The sequence below is a fragment of the Streptomyces sp. YIM 121038 genome (assembly GCF_006088715.1).
Taxonomy (GTDB): Bacteria; Actinomycetota; Actinomycetes; order Streptomycetales; family Streptomycetaceae; genus Streptomyces.
Genome location: NZ_CP030771.1, coordinates 7,945,787 through 7,970,410 on the forward strand (window position 1 = coordinate 7,945,787; position 24,624 = coordinate 7,970,410).

Consider the following 24,624-nt stretch of genomic DNA (forward strand, 5'->3'; position numbering starts at 1 on the left):
CGAGGTCCGACATCTTCTCGGGAAGGGCAGCACCTTCGACATGACCGATGACGACAGGACGCTCGACTACCTCAAGCGCCTCACCGCCGAGCTGGGCCAGACCCGCGAGCGGCTGCGGGCCGTCCGGGCGGCGGGCCGGGAGCCGATCGCCGTGGTGTCGATGGCCTGCCGCTTCCCGGGCGGCGTGACGTCCCCCGAGGAGCTGTGGCGACTCGTCGGCTCGGGCACGGACGGGATCGCCGCGCTCCCCACCGACCGGGGCTGGGACACCGAGGGGCTCTACGACCCCGACCCGGACCGGCCGGGCACCACCTACGCGCGCGAGGGCGGGTTCCTCGCCGACGTCACGTCCTTCGACGCGGGCCTGTTCGGGATCAGCCCGCGCGAGGCCCTCCTGATGGACCCCCAGCAGCGGCTGCTGCTCGAAGTCTCCTGGGAGACCTTCGAGCGCGCCGGGCTCACCCCCGACGCGCTCCGCGGCAGCCGCACCGGGGTCTTCACCGGAATGATGGGCCAGGACTACACGGCACGGCTCCCCGGCACGCTCACGGAGTACGAGGGGCAGCTGGAGACCGGGCGCGCGGCGAGCGTCGCCTCCGGCCGCGTCGCCTACACCTTCGGCCTCGAAGGCCCGGCCGTCACCCTGGACACGGCCTGCTCCTCCTCGCTCGTGGCCCTGCACCTGGCCGTGCAGGCGCTGCGGAACAACGAGTGCGACCTCGCCCTCGCCGGTGGCGTCACGGTGATGTCGAGCCCGGCCACGCTCCTGGAGTTCAGCCGCCAGCGCGTGCTCGCCCCCGACGGCCGGTGCAAGGCGTTCGCCTCGGGCGCCGACGGCACGGGGCTCGCCGAGGGCGTCGGCGTCCTCCTCGTGGAGCGGCTGTCCGACGCGCGGCGCCACGGCCACCCCGTGCTCGCCGTCGTCACCGGCAGCGCCGTCAACCAGGACGGCGCCTCGAACGGGCTCACCGCGCCGAACGGCCCGTCCCAGCAGCGGGTCATCCGCGCCGCCCTGGCGAACGCCGGACTCACCGGCGCCGACGTCGACGCCGTGGAGGCGCACGGCACGGGCACCAGCCTCGGCGACCCCATCGAGGCACAGGCCCTGCTCGCCACGTACGGCCAACAGCGGGACGGGGACCGGCCGTTGTGGCTGGGGTCGCTGAAGTCGAACATCGGCCACTCCCAGGCCGCCGCGGGTGTCGCGGGCGTCATCAAGACGGTCATGGCGCTGCGCGCGGGCACGCTGCCCCGGACCCTGCACGCCGACGAGCCGAGCCCGCACGTGGACTGGTCCCGGGGCGCCGTACGGCTCCTGACCGAGGCCAGGCCCTGGCCCCGCGAGGACCGGCCGCGCCGGGCGGGCGTGTCCTCCTTCGGCATCAGCGGCACCAACGCCCACGTGATCGTCGAGGAGGCCGCGGAGGAGCCGGTACCCGGCGCCACGGGCATCACGGGCATCACGGATGTCACGGACCTCGCGGACGCCGGGAGCGGCGGGGGCGCCGGGAGCGGCGGGGGCGCCGGAAGCACCGCCCCGCCCCCCGTCCCCTGGGTGCTCTCCGCCCGCACCCCCGAGGCGCTGCGCGCCCAGGCGGCCCGGCTCCGCGACCACCTGCGGGACCGCCCCGGCCTGCGCCCCCTCGACGTGGCGTACGCGCTGGCGACCACGCGCGCGCCCCTGGCCCACCGGGCCGTCGTCGTGGGCCGCCGCGCCGACGAACTGCTGCGCGGCACCGCCGCGCTCGCCGCCGGGGAGCCGGGGCCCGACCTGGTCGAGTCCGTGGCGCGGGACCTCGGCAAGGCCGTCTTCGTCTTCCCCGGCCAGGGCTCGCAGTGGCCGGGGATGGCCGTGGAGCTCATGGACGCCTCCGCCGTCTTCCGCGAGCGGATGCTCGCCTGCGCGACCGCGCTCGGACCGTACGTCGACTGGTCGCTGAGCGAGGTGGTGTCCGGCACCGCCGACGCCGAGGTCACCGACCGCGTCGACGTGGTCCAGCCGGTGCTGTGGGCGGTCCTCGTGTCCCTCGCCGAGCTGTGGCGCTCCCACGGCGTGGAGCCCGCGGCCGTGGTCGGGCACTCGCAGGGCGAGATCGCGGCGGCCTGCGTGGCGGGCGCGCTCTCCCTGGACGACGGCGCCCGCGTGGTGGCCCTGCGGTCCCGCCTGATCGCCGGGAAGCTGGCCGGTGCGGGCGGCATGGTCTCGGTGGCGGCCCCGGCCGCCGACGCCCGCGCCCGCCTGGAGCGGTGGGGCGACCGGGTCGCCCTCGCCGCCGTCAACGGCCCCTCGTCCGTGGTCGTCTCCGGTGACCCGGCGGCGCTCGACGAGCTGCTGGCCGACTGCGAGCGCGACGGCGTCCGCACCCGGCGCGTCGCCGTGGACTACGCCTCGCACTCCCCGCAGGTCGAGCTGTTGCGCGACGACCTGCTCGCCCAGCTCGCGCCGCTGCGCCCGCGCCCCGGGAAGCTCCCCCTGTACTCGACGGTCACCGGCGACGTCCTGGCGGGCGAGGAGCTGACCGCCGACTACTGGTTCCGCAATCTGCGCCGGACGGTACGGCTCTCCGACGCCGTCGAGCGCCTCGCCGCCACCGGGCACGGGGCGTTCGTCGAGTGCAGCCCCCACCCCGTCCTCGCCCTCGGCCTCACCGAGACGCTCGGCGAGCTCGGCGGGGACGCCCTCGTCACGGGCACGCTCCAGCGGGACGACGGCGGCCCCGACCGCTTCCTGCGCTCCCTCGGCGCCCTCCACGCCGGTGGGCGGTCCCCCGACTGGGAGCGCCTCTTCGCAGGCACCGGCGCCCGCCGCGTGGACCTGCCGACGTACGCCTTCGACCGGCAGCGCTACTGGCTGGACGCCGCCCCCGTGGCCGGGGACGCCACGGCCGTCGGGCTGAGCCCGCTCGACCACCCGTGGTGGGGCGCGGCCACCGAACTGCCCGACTCCGGCGGCACCTTGCTCACCGGGCGCGTGTCCCGCGACTCCGCGCCCTGGCTCGGTGACCACGCGGTCGGCGAGGCCGTGCTGCTGCCGGGCACGGCGTTCCTGGAACTGGCCGTCCGGGCGGCCGAGCAGGCCGGCTGCGACCGAGTGGCGGAACTGACCCTCCAGGCGCCACTGGTGCTCCCGCCGCGCGGCGGGAGCCAGCTGCGCGCCCTGATCGGCCCCGCCGACGCGCACGGGGCCCGCGCGCTCACCCTGCACGCCCGGCCCGAGGACGCCCCGGACGCGCCGTGGACCACCCACGCGGCGGGCTCCCTCGCCCCCGCCGAACAGGGCGGCGGCGGGGCCCTGGCGGCCTGGCCGCCGCCGGGCGCCGCCCCCGTCGCGGTGGAGCGGGCGTACGCGGACCTGGCGGAGCTCTCCCTGCGGTACGGCCCCGCCTTCCAGGGGCTGCGGGCCGCCTGGCGCCTCGGCGACGAGCTCTACGCCGAGGTCGCGCTCGCCGACGACGCGGAGCCGGAGGGCTTCGCGGTCCATCCCGCCCTGTTCGACGCCGCGCTGCACGCGGTGGCCCTCGACGACGCCGGGGCGCCCGCGGACGCGGGCCCGCGCCTGCCGTTCTCCTGGTCCGGCGTGGAGGTCCACGCGGTCGCCGCCACCCGGCTGCGGGTGCGGATCACCCGGCTCGGGCCGGACGCCGTCGCTCTTCTGGCGGCCGACGCGACCGGCGCCCCCGTCGTGTCCGTGGAGTCCCTCGCCGTACGGCCCGTACCCCTGGACGACCTGCGCCCGGCCGCGGGGAAGCCCACGGACGCGCTGTTCGCCGTGGGCTGGGCCCCGGCGCCCGGCACCGCCGCCGCGCCGCCCCGGTCGTGGGCGGTCCTGGACGGCCTCGACGCGCTCGCCCCGGCCCTTGAGGCCACCGGCGCCGCCGTGCGCCGCGAGCCGGACCTCGCGGCCGTGGCCGCCGGGCCGGGCGACGTCCCCGACGTGGTGCTCGCCCCGCTGAAGCCCTGCTCCGGCGACCTGCCCACGGCCGCCCGGGAGACCGTCGGCGCGACCCTGACGCTCCTTCAGGAGTGGCTCGGCGACGACCGGTTCGCCGCCGCCCGGCTCGTCCTGGTGAGCCGGGGCGCCGTCGCCACGGACGACGACGGGACGGCGGACCCCGCCCTCGCGGCGGCCTGGGGCCTGGTGCGCTCGGCCCAGGCGGAGCACCCGGACCGGTTCGTCCTCTTCGACTGGGACGGCGGGGAGCCCTCGGCCGACGCGCTGCCCGCCGCCTGCTGCGGCGACGAGCCACACCTGGCCCTGCGGGCCGGTGAGGTGCACGTCCCCAGGCTCCGCAGGGTCCCCGTGGACACGGCTCCCGCCGCGGCCGAGGCGTCCGGCCGCTTCGACGGCGACGGCACGGTCCTGGTGACCGGCGCGTCGGGCGTGCTCGGCCGGGCCGTGGCACACCACCTCGTCACCGCGCACGGCGTGCGGCACCTGCTCCTCGTGAGCCGCCGCGGCGCCGCCGCGCCCGAAGCCGCCGAACTGACCGCCAGGCTCACGGAGTCGGGCGCCCGCGTACGCTGGGCCGCCTGCGACCTCGCCGACCGCGCGGCCCTCGCCGCCGTCCTCGCCGACGTACCGCGCGACCGGCCGCTGCGCGGGATCGTCCACGCCGGTGGCGTCCTCGACGACGGCGTCGTGTCGGCCCTGACCGGGCAGCGGCTCGACACCGTGTTCCGGCCCAAGGTCGACGCGGTGGTCCACCTGCACGAACTGACCGAGGGCGCGGACCTCACGGCGTTCGTCGTGTGCTCGTCGGCGGCCGGTACGTTCGCCACCGCGGGCCAGGGCGGCTACGCGGCCGCCAACGCCTTCCTCGACGCGTTCGCCCGCGCCCGGCGGGCCCGCGGCCTGCCCGCGCTCTCCCTGGCCTGGGGCCTGTGGGAGCGGGCCAGCGCCCTGACGGCCCGGATGTCGGACACCGACCGCGACCGGCTGCGCCGCTCCGGCGTCACCGGACTGACCGCCGAGGACGGCCTCGCCCTGCTCGACGCGGGCCTCACCGGCGGCCTGCCCGTCGTCGTCCCCACCCGCCTCGACCTGTCCGCCGTGCGCGCCCGGGCCGCCGCCGACGGCGTGCCCCCGCTGCTGCGCGGCCTGGTGCGGCCCCCGGCCCGGCGCGCCGCCGCGGACACCGCCGACGACTCCGCCCTGACGCGCGACCTCGCCGCACTCGCGCCGGGGGACCGGGCCGCGAAGGTCCTCGACGCCGTCCGCGCCCAGGTCGCCGCCGTCCTCGGCTACGCGGGGCCGACCGCCGTCGAACCGGGCCTGGCGTTCAAGGAGCTGGGCTTCGACTCGCTCACCGCGGTCGAGCTGCGCAACCGCCTCGCCCGGGTGACGGGGCTCCGCCTGCCCGCCACGCTCGTCTTCGACCGGCCGACCCCGCAGGCCCTCGCCGAGCACCTCCTCGACCGCCTCACCGGGCAGGGCACCCCGGCCCGGACGCCAGCGCCGCAACCGGCTGCCGTTCCGGCCGACGAGCCGATCGCCGTCGTCGGCATGGCCTGCCGGTTCCCGGGCGGCGTCGGCTCGCCCGAGGACCTGTGGGACCTGGTGGACCGGGGCGGCGACGCCATCTCCGCCTTCCCCACCGACCGGGGCTGGGACCCCGGCTCCGCCGCGCACGCCGCGCAGGGCGGATTCCTGCGCGACGCCGCGGGCTTCGACCCCGAGTTCTTCGGCATCAGCCCGCGCGAGGCGGTGGCGATGGACCCGCAGCAGCGCCTCCTCCTGGAGGTCTCCTGGGAGGCCCTGGAACGCGCGGGGCTCGACCCCACCACCCTCCGGGGCAGCCGCACCGGCGTGTTCGCGGGCCTGATGTACCACGACTACACGACGCGGCACGCGACCGTGCCCGACGACGCGGGCGGCTACCTCGGCACCGGCGGGTCCGGCAGCGTCGCCACCGGCAGGATCGCGTACACCTTCGGCTTCGAGGGCCCGGCCGTCACGGTGGACACGGCCTGCTCGTCGTCGCTCGTGGCGCTGCACCTGGCCGTCCAGGCGGTGCGCGGCGGCGACTGCGACCGCGCCCTCGCGGGCGGGGTCACCGTGATGTGTACACCGCACGCCTTCACCGAGTTCAGCAGGCAGGGCGCGCTCGCCGCCGACGCCCGCTGCAAGCCGTTCGCGGCCGCCGCCGACGGCACGGTCTGGGGCGAGGGCGCCGGTGTCCTCCTCGTCGAACGCCTGTCGGACGCGGTCCGCGCCGGGCGCCGCGTCCTCGCGGTGGTCCGCGGCTCCGCCGTCAACCAGGACGGTGCGAGCAACGGCCTCACCGCCCCCAACGGCCCCTCCCAGGAACGCGTGATCCGCCAGGCCCTGGCCGCCGCCCGGCTCACGGCGGCCGACGTCGACGCCGTCGAGGCGCACGGCACCGGCACCACCCTCGGCGACCCCATCGAGGCCCAGGCGCTCCTCGCGACCTACGGCCAACAACGCCCCGTCGAACGGCCCTTGTGGCTGGGCTCGGTCAAGTCGAACCTGGGGCACCCGCAGGCCGCCGCGGGGGTCGCCGGGGTCATCAAGACGGTCATGGCGCTGCGCCGGGGCGTGCTGCCCCGCACCCTGCACGTGGACGCGCCCTCGCCGCACGTCGACTGGTCGGCGGGCGCGGTGGAACTCCTCGCCGAGGCCCGCCCCTGGCCGGAGACGGGCCGCCCGCGCCGCGCCGCGGTCTCCTCGTTCGGCATCAGCGGCACCAACGCGCACGTCGTACTGGAGCAGGCGCCCGCCACGGCGGACGGCGAAGCCCCGGCGGCTCCCCGTGGCGACGGCGGGCCCGCCGAGGCCGCCGCGGGCCCCGTGCCGCTGACGGTGTCCGCCCGCAGCGAGCCCGCGCTGCGCGCCCAGGCGGCCCGGCTTCGCGCACGCGTCGCCGCCGACCCGCGGCTCGACCCCGTCGACGTCGCGCACTCCCTCCTGACCGCACGGGCCGCCCTCGCCCACCGGGCCGTGGTCCTGGGCGGCGACCGGGACGCGCTCCTCGCGGGCCTCGCCGCCGTGGCCCAGGGCCGCGAGACGCCCGGCGCCGTCGAGGGGCTCGCCGGTGACCCGGGCAGGACGGTGTTCGTCTTCCCCGGCCAGGGCGCGCAGTGGGCGGGCATGGCCGCCGGTCTGTGGGAGACCGCGCCGGTCTTCCGCGAGCGCCTGACCGAGTGCGCCGACGCCCTCGCCCCGTACGTCGACTGGTCCCTGGTGGACGTCGTACGGGGCGCGCCGACCGGTGTCGACCCGGACCGGGTCGACGTCGTCCAGCCCGCGCTGTGGGCGGTCATGGTGTCGCTCGCCGAGCTGTGGCGCTCCTACGGCGTGGAACCCGCCGCCGTGGTGGGCCACTCGCAGGGCGAGATCGCCGCGGCCTGCGTCGCGGGCGGCCTCTCCCTGGCCGACGGGGCCCGCGTGGTCGCGCTGCGCAGCCGCGCCCTGACCGCGATCGCGGGGCGCGGCGGCATGGTCTCCCTCGCGCTGTCCGCGGCCGACGCCGAGAAGCTGGTCGCCGCCCAGGACGGGCGCCTCTCGCTCGCGGCGGTCAACGGCCCCGCGTCGGTGGTGGTCTCGGGCGACACGGCGGCCCTCGACGCACTCCTCGACCGCTGTGCGGAGACCGGCGCGTGGGCGCGCCGGATCCCCGTGGACTACGCCTCGCACTCGCCGCACGTCGAGGCGGTGCGCGAGCGGATCGGCCACGACCTGGCGGAGCTGCGCCCGCGCACCGGCGACGTCGCGTTCTTCTCCACGGTGACGGGCGGCTTCCAGGACACCGCCGGGCTCGACGGCGCCTACTGGTACCGCAACCTGCGCGAGCCGGTGCGGTTCGAGCCCGCCGTGCGGGAGCTGTTCGACCGCGGCTACGGCGCCTTCGTCGAGGCGAGCCCGCACCCGATGCTCACCGTGGGCGTGGCCGAGACCCTCGCGGAGCAGCCCGAGCGGACGGGCGTGGCCGTCGGGTCCCTGCGGCGCGACCAGGGCGGCCTCGAGCGCTTCTCGGCCTCCGTCGCCGAGGCGTACACCCGCGGTGTCGCCGTCGACTGGACGGCCGCGTGGGCGGGCCGCGCGCCGCACGTCGTGGACCTGCCGACGTACGCCTTCCAGCGGCGCCGGTTCTGGCTGGACACGCCCGCGGGCTCCGGCGACGTCACCGCGGCGGGCCTGGGCAGCGCGGCGCACCCGCTGCTCGGCGCCCGCGTCGAGCTCGCGGGCTCGGCGGAGACCGTCCTCACCGCGCGCTGGTCCCTGGACACGCACCCGTGGCTCGCCGACCACGCCGTGGGCGACACCGTGGTCGTGCCGGGCACCGCCTTCCTCGAACTGGCCGCCCTGGCCGGGGCCGAGGCCGGGTGCCCGCGCATCGCGGAGCTCCTCCAGGAGGCGCCGCTGGTCCTCGGCGCCCGCGGCGCGGTGCGGATCCAGGTCCGCGTCGCGGCCCCCGACGACGACGGCGGCCGGGCGCTCGGCGTGCACGCGCGCCGCGAGGACGCGCCCCCGGAGGACCCCTGGACGTGCCACGCCCGCGGCCTGCTCACCGAGGAGGGCCCCGAGGCGCCCCCCGCCCTCGACGGCGTCTGGCCGCCACCGGGGGCCGAGCCCGTGGACCTCACGGAGTTCTACGACCGCATGGACGACATCGGCCTGTCGTACGGGCCCGCGTTCCGCGGCCTGCACACCGCCTGGCGCCTGGGCGACGAGGTCCTCGCCGAGGCGGCGCTGCCCGCCGAGGACCAGGCGGGGGCGGACCGCTACCGCGCCCATCCGGCGCTGCTCGACGCGGGCCTGCACTCCTGTCTGCTGCGCACCCCGGACACCGGCGGCGCGGCCATGCCGTTCGCCTGGAACGACGTGGACTTCCACGGGCCGTGCGGACCCGCCGTGCGCGTCCGCGTCTCGCCCGGCGCGGCCCAGGACGTGTCGGTCCTGGTGACGGACGCCGACGGCACGCCCGCGGTGAGCGTGGGCTCCCTGGCAGCGCGCCCCGTCCCGCCCGAGCAGCTGCGGGCCGCGGGCGGCGCCGGGAACTCCCTCTACCGGCTCGCCCTGGTGCCCGCCCCCGCCACGGCGCCCGCACCGCCCGGAGCGTGGGCCGTGCTCGGCGACGAGGCCACGGAACTGCCCGCCCCGGCAGGCGAGTTCGCCGACCTGGCCGCGTACCGCGCGGCCCTCGCCGCCGGCGCGCCCGCCCCCGAGGCGGTCCTCGTACCGCTGCCCGTGGCGGAGGACCTGGACGACGACGCCGCCCGGGCGCGGGCCCTGACCTACCGGACCCTGGACCTGCTGCAGAGCTGGCTCACCGAGGGCGGGGCGGGGGACGCGGGCCCGGCCGAAGACCCCGCAGACCCGTCCGCCGCGCCCGACCCGTCCGCCGCGCCCGACCCGCTCACCGCACCCGGCCCGGCGGACTCCGCGCCCCCGGCCCGGCTCGTCCTCGTCACGCGCGGCGCCCCGGCCCCGCCCGGCTCCGACGACGAGGGCCTCGTGGACCCCGCCGTCGCGGCCGTCCAGGGCCTGGTGCGCTCGGCGCAGGCGGAGCACCCCGGCCGGTTCGTGCTCGTCGAGTCCGACGGCCACCCGGAGTCCACCGCGGCCCTCGCCACCGCGCTGGCCACGGACGAGCCCCACCTCGTGCTCCGGGCGGGCCGGATCCTCGTGCCCCGGGTCGAACGCGCCCCCGCCCCGCACGGGGGAGAGCCGCCCTGGGACGCCGACGGCACCGTGCTCGTCACCGGCGCCTCCGGCACCCTGGGCCGCGCGGTCGCCCGGCACCTCGTCACCGCGCACGGCGTACGGCACCTGCTGTTGGTGAGCCGCCGCGGCGGCGAGGCCGAAGGGGCCGTGCCGCTCGCCGCCGAACTGGCCGACCACGGCGCGGAGGTGACCTGGGCGGCGTGCGACGCCGCCGACCGGGCCGCGCTCGCCGAGGTGCTCGGCGCGGTGCCCGCCGCACACCCCTTGACCGCCGTCGTGCACGCCGCGGGCGTCCTGGACGACGGGGTGATCCCGGCACTGACCCCGGACCGCCTCGACCGGGTGTTCCGGCCCAAGGTGGACGCCGCGCTCCACCTCGACGAGCTGACCCGCACGGCACGGCCCGTGGCGTTCGTCGCGTTCTCCTCCGCCGCCGCCACCCTGGGCGGCGCGGGCCAGGGGAACTACGCGGCGGCCAACGCCTTCCTGGACGCGCTCGTCCTGCGCCGCCGCCGGCAGGGCCTGCCCGCCTGGTCGCTGGGCTGGGGCCTGTGGGCCGACACCAGCGCCATGACGGCCGGGCTCGACCGGGCGGGCCGGGCCCGCCTGGCGCGCTCGGGCCTGCGGGAACTGGCCACCGACGAGGGCCTGGCCCTCCTCGACGCGGCCCTGGCGGGCACCGAGCCGCTGCCGCTGCCCATGCGCCTGGACACGGCCGCGCTGCGGGCGCGCGGCGACGCCCTGCCGCCGGTCCTGCGCGGCCTCGTCCGGGGCGGGGACCGGCGCGGCGGCGCGTCCCGGGCCGCGGGGGCCGCCGCGCTGCGCCGCCGCCTGGCCGCGCTGACCCCGGCGGAGCGCGACCTGCACCTGAGCGACCTGGTGCGGGCCGAGACCGCCACCGTGCTCGGCCACCCGTCACCGGAGGCGGTGGGGCGCGACCGGGCCTTCAAGGACCTCGGGTTCGACTCCCTGACCGCCGTGGAGCTGCGCAACCGGCTCACCGCGGCGACCGGCCTGCGGCTGCCCGCCACGCTGGTCTTCGACCACCCCACGCCCGCCGCGCTCGCCACGCGCCTGGCCGCCGAACTCGCCCCGCCGGACGGCGCGGACGAGGCCCGGCGCGACACCGAGGCCGCGGTGCGCGCGGCCCTGGCCGCGATCCCGCTGCCCCGGCTGCGGGACGCGGGCCTCCTCGACGCCCTCCTGGAGCTCGCGTCCCGCCCGGCCGGGCGGGACGAGCCGCCGCGGGAACCGGACGAGCCGGGCTCGATCGACCACCTGGACTCGGAGGCGCTCCTCGCCATGGCCCTGGACAACGGAGCGCACGCGAACACGGAGGACCACGATGCCCCCTGGTGACGAGCGGTTCGTCGAGGCGCTGCGGGCCTCCCTCAAGGAGGTCGAGACGCTGCGCGCCCGCAACCGCGAACTGGCCGCCGCGGCCCGGGAGCCGATCGCCGTCGTGGCGATGGGCTGCCGCTACCCGGGCGGCGTCCGCTCCCCGGAGGACCTGTGGCGCCTGGTGGAGTCCGGCACCGACGCCATGGCGCCCTTCCCCGCCGACCGGGGCTGGGACACCGACGCGCTGTACGACCCCGACCCCGACCGGCCGGGCCGGACGTACGCCCTCGAAGGCGGCTTCGTCGACGGCGCCGGTGACTTCGACGCGGACCTGTTCGGCATCAGCCCGCGCGAGGCCGCCGCCATGGACCCGCAGCAGCGCCTCCTCCTGGAGACCGCGTGGGAGACCTTCGAACGGGCGGGCATCAGCCCCGGCGCGCTGCGCGGCGAGCCCGTCGGCACGTTCGTCGGCTCGGTCCTCATGACCGTCGGCAACGGCGCCCCGGCCACCGAGGGCAGCGAGGGACACCAGGTCACCGGCGGCGCCGCCAGCGTCCTCTCGGGGCGCCTGGCCTACGCGTTCGGCCTCGAAGGCCCGGCCATGACCGTCGACACCGCCTGCTCCGCCTCGCTCGCGGCGGTCCACCTGGCGGCCCAGTCGCTGCGCCAGCGCGAGTGCGACCTGGCCCTGGCCGGGGGAGCCGCCGTGCTGACGACCCCGGGCATCTTCGTGGAGTTCAGCAGGCAGCGGGGGCTTGCGCCGGACGGCCGGTGCAAGGCGTTCGCGGCGGCGGCGGACGGTACCGGCTGGGGCGAGGGCGTGGGCCTGGTCCTCCTGGAGCGCCTGTCGGAGGCCCGGCGCAAGGGTCACCCCGTGCTCGCTGTCGTACGGGGCTCCGCCGTGAACCAGGACGGTGCCTCCAACGGTCTGACCGCGCCCAACGGCCCCTCCCAGCAGCGCGTCATCCGCCGCGCCCTGGCCACGGCCCGCCTCTCCGCCGACTTCGTGGACGCCGTCGAGGGACACGGCACCGGCACCACCCTGGGCGACCCCATCGAGGCGCAGTCGCTCATCGCCACGTACGGCCAGGAGCGCGCGGCGGGACGGCCCCTGTGGCTGGGTTCCGTCAAGTCGAACCTGGGCCACACCCAGGGCGCCGCGGGCATCGCCGGGCTGATCAAGATGGTCATGGCGATGCGGCACGGCGTGCTCCCCAGGACCCTCCACGTGGACGCGCCCACCCCGCACGTCGACTGGTCGGCGGGCACGGTGCGGCTGCTCACCGAGAACCGCGCCTGGCCCGAGACCGGGCGCCCGCGCCGCGCGGGCGTCTCCTCCTTCGGCATCAGCGGCACCAACGCCCACGTCATCCTGGAACAGGCCCCCCAGGACGCCGCACCGGGACCCGCCCCGGCCGAGGCCCCGGCCCCCGCCACGGACGCCACGGCCCCGGCTCCCGCCACGGACGCCACGGCCACCGCCCCCGGCGGACCCGTACCGCTGGTGGTCTCCGCCCGGGGCGAACAGGCCCTGCGGGACCAGGCCGAGCGCCTCGCCGCACACGTACGCGCCAGGCCCGAGGTCCGGCCCGTGGACCTCGGCCTGTCCCTGGCGACCACCCGCGCCGCCCTCGACCAGCGGGCCGTGGTGTGGGCCGCCGACCGGGAAGAGCTGCTCACCGCGCTCTCGGCCCTGGCCGGCGACCGGCCCGCGCCGGGCCTGGTGCGGGGCACCGCGGCCGACGGCGAGACGGCGTTCCTCTTCTCGGGCCAGGGCAGCCAGCGCCCGGGCATGGGCCGCGAACTGGCCGCCGCCTTCCCGGAGTTCGCCCGGGAGCTCGACGCCGTGGCCGAGCGGCTGGACCCGCACCTCGAACGGCCGCTGCGGGACGTCCTGTTCGCCGCCGAGGGCACGCCGGAGGCCGCGCTCCTGGAGCGGACCGCGTACACCCAGCCCGCCCTGTTCGCCTACGAAGTGGCGCTGTACCGGCTGCTCACGCACGGGGGGCTCACCCCCGGCCTGCTGCTCGGCCACTCGGTCGGCGAGCTGGCCGCCGCGCACGTCTGCGGAGTCCTCTCCCTGGAGGACGCGTGCACGCTCGTCGCCGCGCGCGGCAGGCTGATGCAGGACCTGCCCGGCGCGGGTGCGATGGTCGCGGTGCGGGCCACCGAGGCGGAGATCGCGCCGTGGCTCGCCGACCACCCGCACGACGTGGCCCTCGCCGCCGTCAACGGACCGTCGTCGGTGGTCGTGTCCGGCACCGAGAGCGCCGTACTCGCCCTCGCCGGGCACTTCGAGGGCGAGGGCCGCCGAACGCGCAGGCTGCGCGTCAGCCACGCCTTCCACTCGCCCCAGATGGACGCGATGCTCGACGAGTTCGGGCAGGTCGCGCGGAAGCTCACCTTCCATCCGCCGGGCATCCCCGTCGTCTCGGACGTCACCGGCGACATCGCGGGCGCGGACCAGCTGTGCTCGCCCGAGTACTGGGTGCGCCACGCCCGGGAGACCGTGCGCTTCGACGACGGGATGCGCCGGCTCGTGGCGGCGGGCGCCCGCACCTTCGTGGAGGTGGGCCCCTCCGCGACGCTCACCGCCATGGCCCAGGACTGCCTCGCCGGACAGCCCGCGGCCACCGGCGCCGTGGTGATCCCCACGGCCCGCTCCCGCAGGCCCGAGCCCGACACCGTGCGCGCGGCCCTCGCCACGGCCTACGCGCACGGCGCACGGGCCGACTGGACCCGGTTCCTCGCCGGAGCCCGCGCGGTGGACCTGCCCACCTACCCCTTCCAGCGCCGGAGCTTCCCCTGGACCGGGTCGGGCGCCGCCGCCGACGTGACCGCGGCCGGGCTCACCGGGCTCGAACACCCGCTGCTGGGCGCCTCCTTGGAGCTCGCCGACGCCCAGGGCCTCGTCCTCACCGGCACGGTGTCCCGGCGCACGGAGCCCTGGCTCGCCGACCACGTCATGCTGGGCTCCGTGCTCGTCCCCGGCACCGCCGTCGTCGAGATGGCCCTGCGCGCCGGAGCCGAGGCGGGCTGCCGCCGCCTGGCCGAGCTGACGCAGGAGGCCCCGCTGGTGCTGCCCGAGCGGGGCGCCGTCCACCTCCAGGTGCGCGTCGGCGCGGAGGGCGAGCGGGGCCGTCGTACGTTCGGCGTGTACGGACGGCCCGAGGACGCCGCGCCGGACGAACCCTGGGTGTGCCACGCGCGCGGCGACCTCGCCCCCGACGCCGTCCCCGCGCCCCCGGGCCCCGGGCGGACCTGGCCGCCCGCCGGAGCCGAACCCGTCGCGCTCGACGGCTTCTACGACGGCCTGGCCGACGCGGGCTTCGCGTACGGCCCCGCCTTCCGCGGCCTCGCGCGGGCCTGGCGCACGGACGACGAGCTGTACGCGGAGATCGCGCTCCCCGCCGGTACGCGGCCCGCCACGGGCGGGTACGGCCTCCACCCGGCCCAGCTCGACGCCGCACTCCACGCGGCCCTCGTCCGCGACGGCGCGGCGGGGCCGAGCGGCCGTGTCCGGGTGCCGTTCTCCTGGCAGGAGGTGTCCTTCCACGGCCCGGGCGCACCGACCCTGCGGGCGCGTCTCGTCCCGGCGGGCACGGACACGGTGAGCCTGTCCCTGTGGGACGAGCGGGGCACCCCGGTGGCGTCGGTCGGCGCGCTGGTCACCCGGACCGTCTCCGCCGAGGAGCTGCGCGCGACCCGCACCCACGACACCCTCTTCCACGTCGGCTGGCTTCAGACGCCGGACGCCACGGCCGAACCCGCCCCGCACTGCGCCGTCCTGGGCGACGACCGGCTCGCCGCCGAGCTCGGCGTGCCCGCGCACGCCGACGCCGCGGCGCTCCTGGCCGCGCTCGACTCCGGCGCACAGGTCCCGGACCTGGTGCTCCTGCCGAGCCACGGCGGGCCCCCCGGTAGCGCGCGAGGCTCCGGGACCGGCGACCCCGCGGGCGCCGCCCGCGCCCTCGCCGCGGCCGTGCTCGCCGTGCTCCGCACCTGGGTGACCGACCCCCGGCTCGCGTCCGCCCGCCTCGCCGTCGTGACCCGCGGCGCCGTGGCGGCCACGGCCGACGAGCGCGGCACCGACCTGGCCGCCGCCGCGCTCTGGGGCCTGGTGCGCTCCGCGCGGGCGGAGCACCCCGGACGGTTCGCCCTGGCCGATACGGACGGCACGCCCGCGTCCACCGAGGCGCTGCGCGCCGCGCTCGCCGGGGACGAACCGGACGTCGCGCTCCGGGCGGGCCGGACACTCGTGCCGCGCCTCGCCCGCGGTGTACCGGCGGCCACCCTCGTGCCCCCGCCCGGCGCACCGGAGTGGCGCGTCGACCTCACCGACGGGGGCGCGGCCGACGACCTGGCCCTCGCCCCGAGCCCGGCGGCCGCCGCGCCCCTGGCGCCGGGGCAGGTCCGGGTCGCGGTGCGCGCGGCCGGGCTCAACTTCCGCGACGTCGTCATGGCCCTGGGCATGGTCGCCGACCAGCGGGCCCTGGGCGGCGAGATCGCGGGCGTCGTCAGCGAAGTGGGCCCCGGCGTCCGGGACTTCGCCCCCGGCGACCCGGTGTTCGGGCTCGCCGACGGCTGTCTCGGCCCGGTGGCCGTCGTCGACCACCGCCTGATCGTGCGGATGCCCCGCGGCTGGTCGTTCACCGAGGCCGCGGCCGTGCCCGTCGCGTTCCTCACCGCGTACGAGGGCCTGGTGGACCTCGCGGACGTACGGCCGGGGGAGAAGGTGCTCGTGCACGCCGCGGCGGGCGGCGTCGGCATGGCCGCCGTGCAACTCGCCCGGCACCTCGGCGCCGAGGTGTACGCGACGGCGAGCCCCGCCAAGTGGGACGCCGTGCGCGCCCTCGGCGTCGACGACGCGCACCTCGCCTCCTCCCGCACCGACGCGTTCGAGGCGCGCTTCGCCACGGCGAGCGGCGGCGGCGTGGACGTCGTCCTCAACTCCCTGGCGCGCGACCTCCTCGACGCGTCGCTGCGCCTGGTGCGGCCCGGCGGCCGGTTCGTCGAGATGGGCAAGACCGACGTCCGCGACCCCGCCGAGGTCGCGGAGCGCCACGAGGGCGTCGCCTACCGCGCGTTCGACCTGATGGACGCAGGGATCGAGCGGGTCGGGGCGATGCTCGCCGCGATCGTCGAGCTGTTCGGCGACGGCAGCCTGCGCCACCTGCCGGTGACCACCTGGGACGTGCGCGAAGCGCCCGCGGCCTTCCGCTTCCTCGCCCAGGCCCGGCACGTGGGCAAGATCGTCCTCACCCTGCCCGCCGCGTGGGACCCCGAGGGCACCGTCCTGGTCACCGGCGCGTCCGGCGCGCTCGGCGGCGCGGTCGCCCGCCACCTGGTCCGCGCCCACGGCGCCCGGCACCTGCTGCTGGCGGGCCGCCGGGGAGCCGACGCGGACGGCATGGCGGACCTCGTGGCCGAACTGACCGGCCCCGCCACGACCGTACGGGCCGTCGCCTGCGACGTGGCCGACCGGGACGCGGTGGCGCGGCTGCTCGCGACGGTGCCGGACGAGCATCCGCTGACCGCCGTGGTGCACGCCGCGGGCGTGGTCGACGACGGCGTCCTTGAGTCCCTGACGCCCGAACGCCTCGGCACGGTGTTCGCGCCCAAGGCCGACGGCGCCTGGCACCTGCACGAGCTCACGCGGGACGCCGACCTGGCCGCGTTCGTCCTCTTCTCGTCCGCGACGGCCGCCGTCGGCGCCCGCGGCCAGGCCAACTACGCCGCGGCCAACGCCTTCCTCGACGCCCTCGCCCGGCACCGCCACGACACCGGCCTGCCGGGCACGTCCCTGGCCTGGGGCCCGTGGGCGGGCGGCGGCATGGCGGCCGCCCTGACGCAGCGGGACCGGGACCGCATGGGCCGCTCCGGAGTCGGCGAGCTGTCCACCGAGGACGGCCTCGCGCTGCTCGACCTCGCGCTCACCACCGGCGCGGCGGGCCTCGTCCCGGTACGGCTCGACCCCGCGGCCCTGGGCACCGCCGCCGCGGCCGGGGACCTGCCCGCGGTGCTGCGCGGCCTGGCCCGCGCCCCCGCCGCGCTCCCGGGTGCGGGCGCGGGCGACGCGCTGCGGGACCGCCTCGGGCCGCTCGCGCCCGAGGAGCGGAGCGCGGCCGTCCTTGACCTGGTGCGCGCCCAGATCGCCCTGGTCCTCGGGCATCTGACGCCCGAGAGCGTGGATCCGCAACGCCCCTTCCAGGACCTCGGGTTCGACTCGCTCACCGCCGTGGAGCTGCGCAACCGCCTGGGCGCCGCGACCGGCCTGACCCTGCCGACCACGCTCGTCTTCGACCATCCGACCCCGGCCGCCCTGGCCGACCACATCGGGGCCGAACTGCTGCCCGGCCTCGGCTCGCGGGTCGACTCCCTCCTGTCCCGGCTCGACGACTGGGCGGCGTCCCTCGACGGCGACGGCGACGCCGACGGACTCGACGACGACGACCGGGAGCGGGTCGCGGCACGCCTGCGGGCCCTCGCCCAGCGCTGGGGCGAGGGGGCGCGCGGCAGGGCCGAGGAGTCCGGGCGCACGGCCGTCGCGGCCGGTCTCGACCGGGCGAGCGACGACGAGGTCATCGACTTCATCAGCAAGGAGCTCGGCATCTCCTGACGGCGGACACGGCCCTGGCGGACACCGCGGCGCGTCCCGGGCGCGAGCGGACATCGGTGACGTCTCGACGAGGTGGATTTCAGATGGTGACGGAAGACAAGATCCGGTACTTCCTCAAGCGGGTGACCGCCGATCTGCACGAGACGCGGGAGCGCCTGCGCGACGTCGAGGCGGCGGCGGGGGAGCCGATCGCCGTCGTGGCGATGGGCTGCCGCTACCCGGGCGGCGTCCGCTCCCCGGAGGACCTGTGGGACCTGGTCGCCGCCGGGCGGGACGCGGTCGCGCCCTTCCCCGACGACCGCGGCTGGGACGTCGAGGGGCTCTACGACCCGGACCCGGACCGGTTCGGCACGAGCGTCGCGCGCGAGGGCGGCTTCCTCGACGACGTGGCGTCCTTCGACGCGGGCCTGTTCGGCGTGACCCCGCGCGAGGCCCTCACCCTCGACCCCCAGCAGCGCCTCCTCCTGGAGGTGGCCTGGGAGACCTTCGAGCGCGCGGGCATCACCCCGGCCGCCCTGCGGGGCAGCAGGACCGGCGTCTTCGTCGGCACCAGCAGCCAGGAGTACGCGATGCTGCTCCAGGGCGCCGAGGAGAACTTCGAGGGCTACTCGACGGGGTTCCTCGCCAGCGTCCTCTCGGGGCGCCTGGCCTATACGTTCGGCCTCGAAGGCCCGGCGATCACCGTGGACACCGCCTGCTCCGCCTCGCTGGTGGCCCTGCACCTGGCCGTGCAGTCGCTGCGGCAGCGCGAGTGCGCCACCGCGCTGGTGGGCGGCGCGGCGGTGATGCCGACGCCGAGCATGTTCGTGGAGTTCAGCAGGCAGCGGGGGCTTGCGCCGGACGGCCGGTGCAAGGCGTTCGCGGCGGCGGCGGACGGTACCGGCTGGGGCGAGGGCGTGGGCCTGGTCCTCCTGGAGCGCCTGTCGGACGCGCGGCGCAACGGCCATCCCGTGCTCGCTGTCGTACGGGGCTCCGCCGTGAACCAGGACGGTGCCTCCAACGGCCTGACCGCGCCCAACGGCCCCTCCCAGCAGCGCGTCATCCGCGCGGCCCTCGCCAACGCCCGGCTCTCCCTGTCCGACGTGGACGCCGTCGAGGCGCACGGCACCGGCACCGCGCTCGGCGACCCCATCGAGGCCCAGGCCCTCCTCGCCACGTACGGGCAGGAGCGGGACCAGGAACGGCCCTTGTGGCTGGGGTCGTTGAAGTCGAACATCGGCCACACCCAGGCCGCCGCGGGTGTCGGCGGCGTCATCAAGACGGTGATGGCGCTGCGCCGGGGCGTCCTGCCGCCCACCCTGCACGTCGACGAGCCGACCCCGCACGTCGACTGGTCGCCGGGCACGGTACGCGTCCTCACCGAGGGCCGCGCCTGGCCCGAGACCGGGCGCCCGCGCCGCGCGGGCGTCTCCTCCTTCGGCATCAGCGGCACCAACGCCCACGTCATCCTGGAACAGGCGGACCACGACGGCTTCCCGGCCCCGGCGACGGACCCCGCGGCCCCGGCGGCGGCCGACGCGACCGCCGGAGCCGCGGGCCCCCTGCCCTGGCTGGTCAGCGCGCGCGGCGACCGGGGCCTGCGGGAGCAGGCGGCCCTGCTGCGCGACCACGTACGGGAGCGCCCCGAGCTGTCCCCGGCCGACGTCGGCCTCGCGCTCCTCGCCTCGCGCACCGCCTTCGACCACCGCGCGATCGTGCTGGCCGACGACCGGGACGGCTACCTCGCCGGGCTCGACGCCGTGGCCGAGGGCCGCAGCGCGCCCGACGTGGTGGCGGGCGTCGCCCGGGAGCCGGGGAAGCCGGTGTTCGTCTTCCCCGGCCAGGGCGCCCAGTGGGAGGGCATGGCCGCGGACCTGTACCGCGACTCCCCGGTCTTCCGCGACCGGCTGCACGCGTGCGCCGCCGCCGTCGCCCCCCACGTCGACTTCTCGCTCGTCGACGTCGTGTGCGGGGCGAAGGGCGCCGCCCCGCTCGACCGCGTGGACGTGGTGCAGCCCGCGCTGTGGGCCATGATGATCTCCCTGGCCGAGCTGTGGCGCTCCCACGGCGTCGAGCCGGGCGCCGTGGTGGGCCACTCCCAGGGCGAGATCGCCGCCGCGTGCGTGGCGGGCGCGCTGACCCTTCAGGACGGGGCGAGGATCGTCGCGCTGCGGTCCCGCCTCGTCGCCGAACGCCTGGCGGGCAGCGGGGGCATGGCGTTCCTCGCGCTGCCCCAGGACCGGGCGCGCGAGCGGCTCGCCGCGTGGGGCACGCGCCTCGCCGTCGCCGCGGCCAACAGCCCCTCGTCCGTGGTGGTGTCGGGCGACGCCGAGGCCCTCGGCGAACTCCTGGCGGCCGCCGAGCAGGAGGGCGTACGGGCGATCCGCGTCGCCGTGGACTACGCGTCGCACTCGGCGCAGGTCGAGACCCTGGAGGCCGAACTCCTCGCCGTGCTCGCCGGCATCACGTCCCGCCCGGCCGCGATCCCGTTCTTCTCGACGGTCACCGGCGGCCTCCTCGACACCGAGGGGCTCGACGCCGCCTACTGGTACCGGAACCTGCGGCGGACGGTCCGCTTCGAGCCGACCGTCCGCGGTCTCCTCGCGGCGGGTCACCGCACGTACGTGGAGGTGAGCCCGCACCCGGTGCTCGCCGTCTCCGTGCACGAGATCCTCGAAAGCGCCGCCGCCGAAGGCACCGTCCTCACCTCGCTGCGGCGCGGCGAGGGCGACGCCCGGCGCGTGAGCACCTCCCTGGCCGAGGCGCACGTCCAGGGCGTACGCGTGGACTGGTCGGGCCGCATCGGGCCGCGGGCGCGCCTGGTGGACCTGCCGACGCACGCCTTCCAGCGCCGCCGCTACTGGCCGGACGGGGCACAGGCCGCGGTGCGGGCCCGGGAGGGCGACGACAGCGCGGCCGCCGGTTTCCGCCGGCGCCTGGCCGAACTGCCCGACGGCGCCGGGGAACGCCTCGTCCTGGAGACGGTGTGCGAGCACGCCGCCGCCGTGCTCCACCAGGACCCGGCGGACCTCGACCCCACCCGGGCCTTCACCGACCTGGGCTTCGTCTCGATGACGGCGATGGAGCTGCGCAACCGGCTCGCCACCGCGACCGGCGTCCGCGTCTCCCCGGCGGCCGTCTTCGACCACCCCACGGCCGAGCGGCTCGCCGCCCACCTCCGTACGCTCCTGACGGGCGGTCAAGAAGGCGCCGCCGCCCCGTTGCCGACCGGGCCCGTCGCCGACGAGCCGGTCGCGATCGTCGCCATGGGCTGCCGGTTCCCCGGCGACGTGGCGTCGCCGGACCAGCTGTGGGAGCTGGTCGCCGCGGGGCGGGACGCGACCTCGTCGTTCCCCGCCCACCGCGGCTGGGACGTCGCGGACCTGTACGACCCCACTCCGGGCACGCCGGGGCGCACCTACGTCCGCCGCGGCGGCTTCCTGCACGACGCCGACCGGTTCGACCCGCTCCTGTTCGGGATCAGCCCCCGCGAGGCCCTGGCCATGGACCCGCAGCAGCGCCTCCTCCTGGAGGTGGCGTGGGAGACGTTCGAGCGGGCGAAGCTGGCGCCCGACGCGGTGCGCGGCAGCCGCACCGGCGTGTTCGTGGGCCTCAGCGGCCAGGACTACCTGCCGCTGCTCACCGCCGACCCCGACGAGAGCGCGGGACACCTGATGACCGGCACGTCGACGAGCGTCGCGTCGGGGCGGCTCGCCTACACCTTCGGTCTCGAAGGGCCCGCCGTCACCGTGGACACCGCGTGCTCGTCGTCCCTGGTCGCCCTCCACCTGGCGGTGCAGGCGCTGCGGCAGGGCGACTGCACGGCCGCCCTGGTGGCGGGCGTCACGGTCCTGTCCACGCCGGGCGCGTTCGTGGAGTTCAGCGCGCAGGGCGCGCTGGCCCCCGACGGCCGGTGCAAGGCGTTCGCCGCGGCGGCCGACGGCACCGGCTGGGGCGAGGGCGTCGGCGTGCTCCTGGTGGAGCCCCTGTCGAAGGCCCGGCGCGAGGGCCACGAGGTCCTCGCCGTGATCCGCGGCTCCGCGATCAACCAGGACGGGGCCAGCAACGGCCTGTCCGCGCCCAACGGCCTCGCCCAGCAGCGCGTGATCCGCCAGGCCCTGGCGCAGGCCGGACTCGAACCCCGGGACGTCGACGCCGTCGAGGCGCACGGGACCGGCACCACCCTCGGCGACCCCATCGAGGCGGAGGCCCTCCTGGCCACGTACGGCCAGGGGCGGCCCGCCCGGTCGCCCCTGTGGCTGGGGTCCCTGAAGTCCAACATCGGGCACACGGCGGGCGCGGCGGGCGTGGGCGGCGTCATCAAGACGGTGCTCGCGCTGCGCCGGGGCGTCCTGCCGCCCACCCTGCACGTGGACGACCCCACCCGGCACGTGGACTGGTCGTCGGGCGCCGTGGAACTGCTGACGGAGGCCAGGCCGTGGCCGGACACGGGCCGGGCGCGGCGCGCGGGCGTCTCGTCGTTCGGCATCAGCGGCACCAACGCGCACGTGATCCTGGAGCAGGCGCCCACGGAGCCCCGCACACCCACCGCGGACCTCGCGCCCACCCAGGGCCTGGCTCCTGCCGAGGGCCTGGCTCCCGCCGAGGTGCCGCGGCCGGTCGCCGCGCTGCCCGTCCTGCCCTGGACGCTCTCCGGCAAGACGGAGCAGGCCGTACGCCAACAGGCCGAGCGGCTGCGGCAGTTCACGGCCGGGCGCCCCGGTCTCGCCCCGGCCGACGTCGCGCGCTCCCTGGCGAGCACCCGGGCCGTCCTGGAACACCGGGCCGTCGTCCTCGGCGAGGACCGCGCGTCGCTCCTGGCGGGCCTCGCACGGATCGCGGAAGGCGGGCAGGACGCGGAGGGCGGGCCGGACGCCCGACGCGTCCTCCGGGGCGCGGCCCGCGCCCGCGGCAGGCTGGCCCTCCACTTCTCCGGCGGGGACACGCACGCGAGCGGGGTCGCCCCCTCAGCCGGGGCCGCCCCCTCCGGCGAGGCCGCCGCCCCGGCCGGTCCCGCCGCCGGTCCCGCCACCCCGGCCGCTCCCGCCGACCCGGCCTACGCGCACCTCCCGGTGCACGCGGCCGCCCTGGCGGAGGTCGCCGCCGCGTGCGCCGCGCACCCCGACGCGCCCGCGCCCGGCGCGTCCCGGGCCCTGGCCCGCTTCGCCGAGGACGTCGCGCTGTTCCGCCTCCTGGCGCACTGGGGCGTCACCCCCGACCACCTCCTCGGCCACGCGGTCGGCGAGGTGACGGCGGCGCACTGCGCGGGCGCCCTGTCCCTGGCCGACGCGGTGGCGCTCGCCCTCGCCCTGGACCAGGAGGCCGACGGCGTCCACCGCGTCGCCAAGGAGCTGACGTTCCGCCCGCCGGTGATCCCCCTCGTCTCCGGCCGGACCGGCCGCCCGGTCCCGTACGAGGAGCTCTCCACCCCGGAGCACTGGTCCCGCCTCTCCCGCGAGACGGGCACGCCCGACGAGGCGGTGCGGTGGCTCGACTCCCAGGGCGTGCGCGACCACGTGGAGGCGGACCGCGACGGCGCCACGGTGAGCGCGCTCCTGGCCGCCCTGGCCCGGCTGCACGTCGGCGGCGCGGCCGTGGACTGGGACACGATGCTCACCGACGTCGGCGCGACCCTCGTGGAGCTGCCCACGTACGCGTTCCAGCACGAGCGCTACTGGCCCGAGCCGACCGGCTCGCCGCTCGGCGCCTCCGGACCCGGGCGCGGCTCCGAACGCGCGGAGCGGGGGCGGGAGTTCCGCGCGCGCCTGACCGCCGCGGCCACCGGGGACGAGCGGCGGGAGCTGCTCGCCGACCTCGTCCGCACCCAGGTCGCGGCCGTGCTCAAGCTGGCCGACGCGGCCGGGGTCGCCGACGACAGGAACCTGCCGGAGCTGGGGTTCGACTCGCTGACCGCGGTGGACCTGCGCAACCGGCTCGGCGCGGCCACCGGGCTCCGCCTGCCGCCCGCCCTGGTCTTCCAGCACCCGACCGTCCCCGACGTGGCCCGGTTCCTGGCGGAGCGGGCGGAGACGGCGGGCCCCGAGGGCGCGGCCGACGCGGCGCCCGCCGCCGGGGCGCGGTTCACCCTGGGCCCGCTGCTCGCCCGCGCGGGCGAGCTCGGCCGCACCGACGAGTTCCACGAACTGGTGCGCGGCGTCGCCCGGTTCCGTCCCACCTTCGACGCGCCCGACGAGCGGCTGCGCCCGGCGCGCGTCCGCCTCGCCCGCGGCTCCGCGGCCGCGGGACCGGACCTGGTCTGCTTCCCGACGTTCGCCGTCGGCGCGGGCGCGCCCCAGTACGCGCGCCTCGCAGCCGCGGCCGAGGGCGAGCACGACGTATGGGCCCAGCCCGTCCCGGGCTTCGACTGGCGGGAGCCGCTGCCCGCGACCGTGGACGCCCTGGCGCACCTCCTGGCCGACGGGCTCGGGGCCCGCGCCGACGGCGGCCCGGCCGTGCTGCTCGGGTACTCGGCGGGCGGCTGGATCGCCCACGCCACCGCCGCCGTCCTGGAGGAGCGCGGGGCGGGCCCGGCCGCCGTGGTCCTCCTGGACAGCTACTGGCCCGGCAGCGCGATGATCCCGCGGCTGCACGCCCGGATCGACCGGGCCCGCGCCACCGGCGCGCCGGACGTGCTGTGGACGGAGGACACCGGGGACGACGCGTATCTCACCGCCCTGGCGCACTACGCACAGCTCTTCGAGACGTGGCGCCCGCGCGAGATCGCCGCCCCCACCCTGCTCGTCCGCGCCCTGGAACCGGCCACGGAACCGGACTTCGACGAACCGGACTTCGACGAACCGGCCGCGGACGGTCCGGCCCCCGTCGGGAGTCCCGCCGCGGCCGCCGACGACTGGCGGCCGCGCTGGCACCTGCCGCACACCGCCGTCGACACGCCGGGCACCCACTTCTCGATCATCCGCGAGCACAGCGAGCCCGCCCTGCGCGCGGTGCGGGACTGGCTCGGCGGCCTTCACTGAGGCACGGCACCCGACCACCCTAG

3 protein-coding genes are annotated in these 24,624 nt (G+C 77.9%); all 3 read left to right on the top strand.

All coding sequences use genetic code 11. The annotated features are described in order from the left end of the window. The first annotated feature begins 40 nt into the window (after window positions 1-40). The gene (locus C9F11_RS48910) at window positions 41-11,044 is read left to right on the top strand and encodes a type I polyketide synthase (protein WP_249401985.1); all 11,004 of its coding nucleotides are present in this window, start codon (window positions 41-43) and stop codon (window positions 11,042-11,044) included. Then, on the top strand, window positions 11,031-17,645 hold the full coding sequence (locus C9F11_RS34015) for a type I polyketide synthase (RefSeq protein WP_138962968.1): 6,615 nt from the start codon (window positions 11,031-11,033) through the stop codon (window positions 17,643-17,645). The genes C9F11_RS48910 and C9F11_RS34015 overlap by 14 nt, the downstream gene beginning before the upstream one ends. 83 nt (window positions 17,646-17,728) lie before the next feature. Continuing rightward, the gene (locus C9F11_RS34020; RefSeq protein WP_138962970.1) at window positions 17,729-24,601 is read left to right on the top strand and encodes a type I polyketide synthase; all 6,873 of its coding nucleotides are present in this window, start codon (window positions 17,729-17,731) and stop codon (window positions 24,599-24,601) included. Window positions 24,602-24,624 lie beyond the last annotated feature (23 nt).

Bases quoted from the DNA above. Each gene is read 5' to 3' on its own strand.
- C9F11_RS48910 (WP_249401985.1), top strand. From the start codon at position 41: ATGACCGATGACGACAGGACGCTCGACTACCTCAAGCGCCTCACCGCC.
- C9F11_RS34015 (WP_138962968.1), top strand. From the start codon at position 11,031: ATGCCCCCTGGTGACGAGCGGTTCGTCGAGGCGCTGCGGGCCTCCCTC.
- C9F11_RS34020 (WP_138962970.1), top strand. From the start codon at position 17,729: ATGGTGACGGAAGACAAGATCCGGTACTTCCTCAAGCGGGTGACCGCC.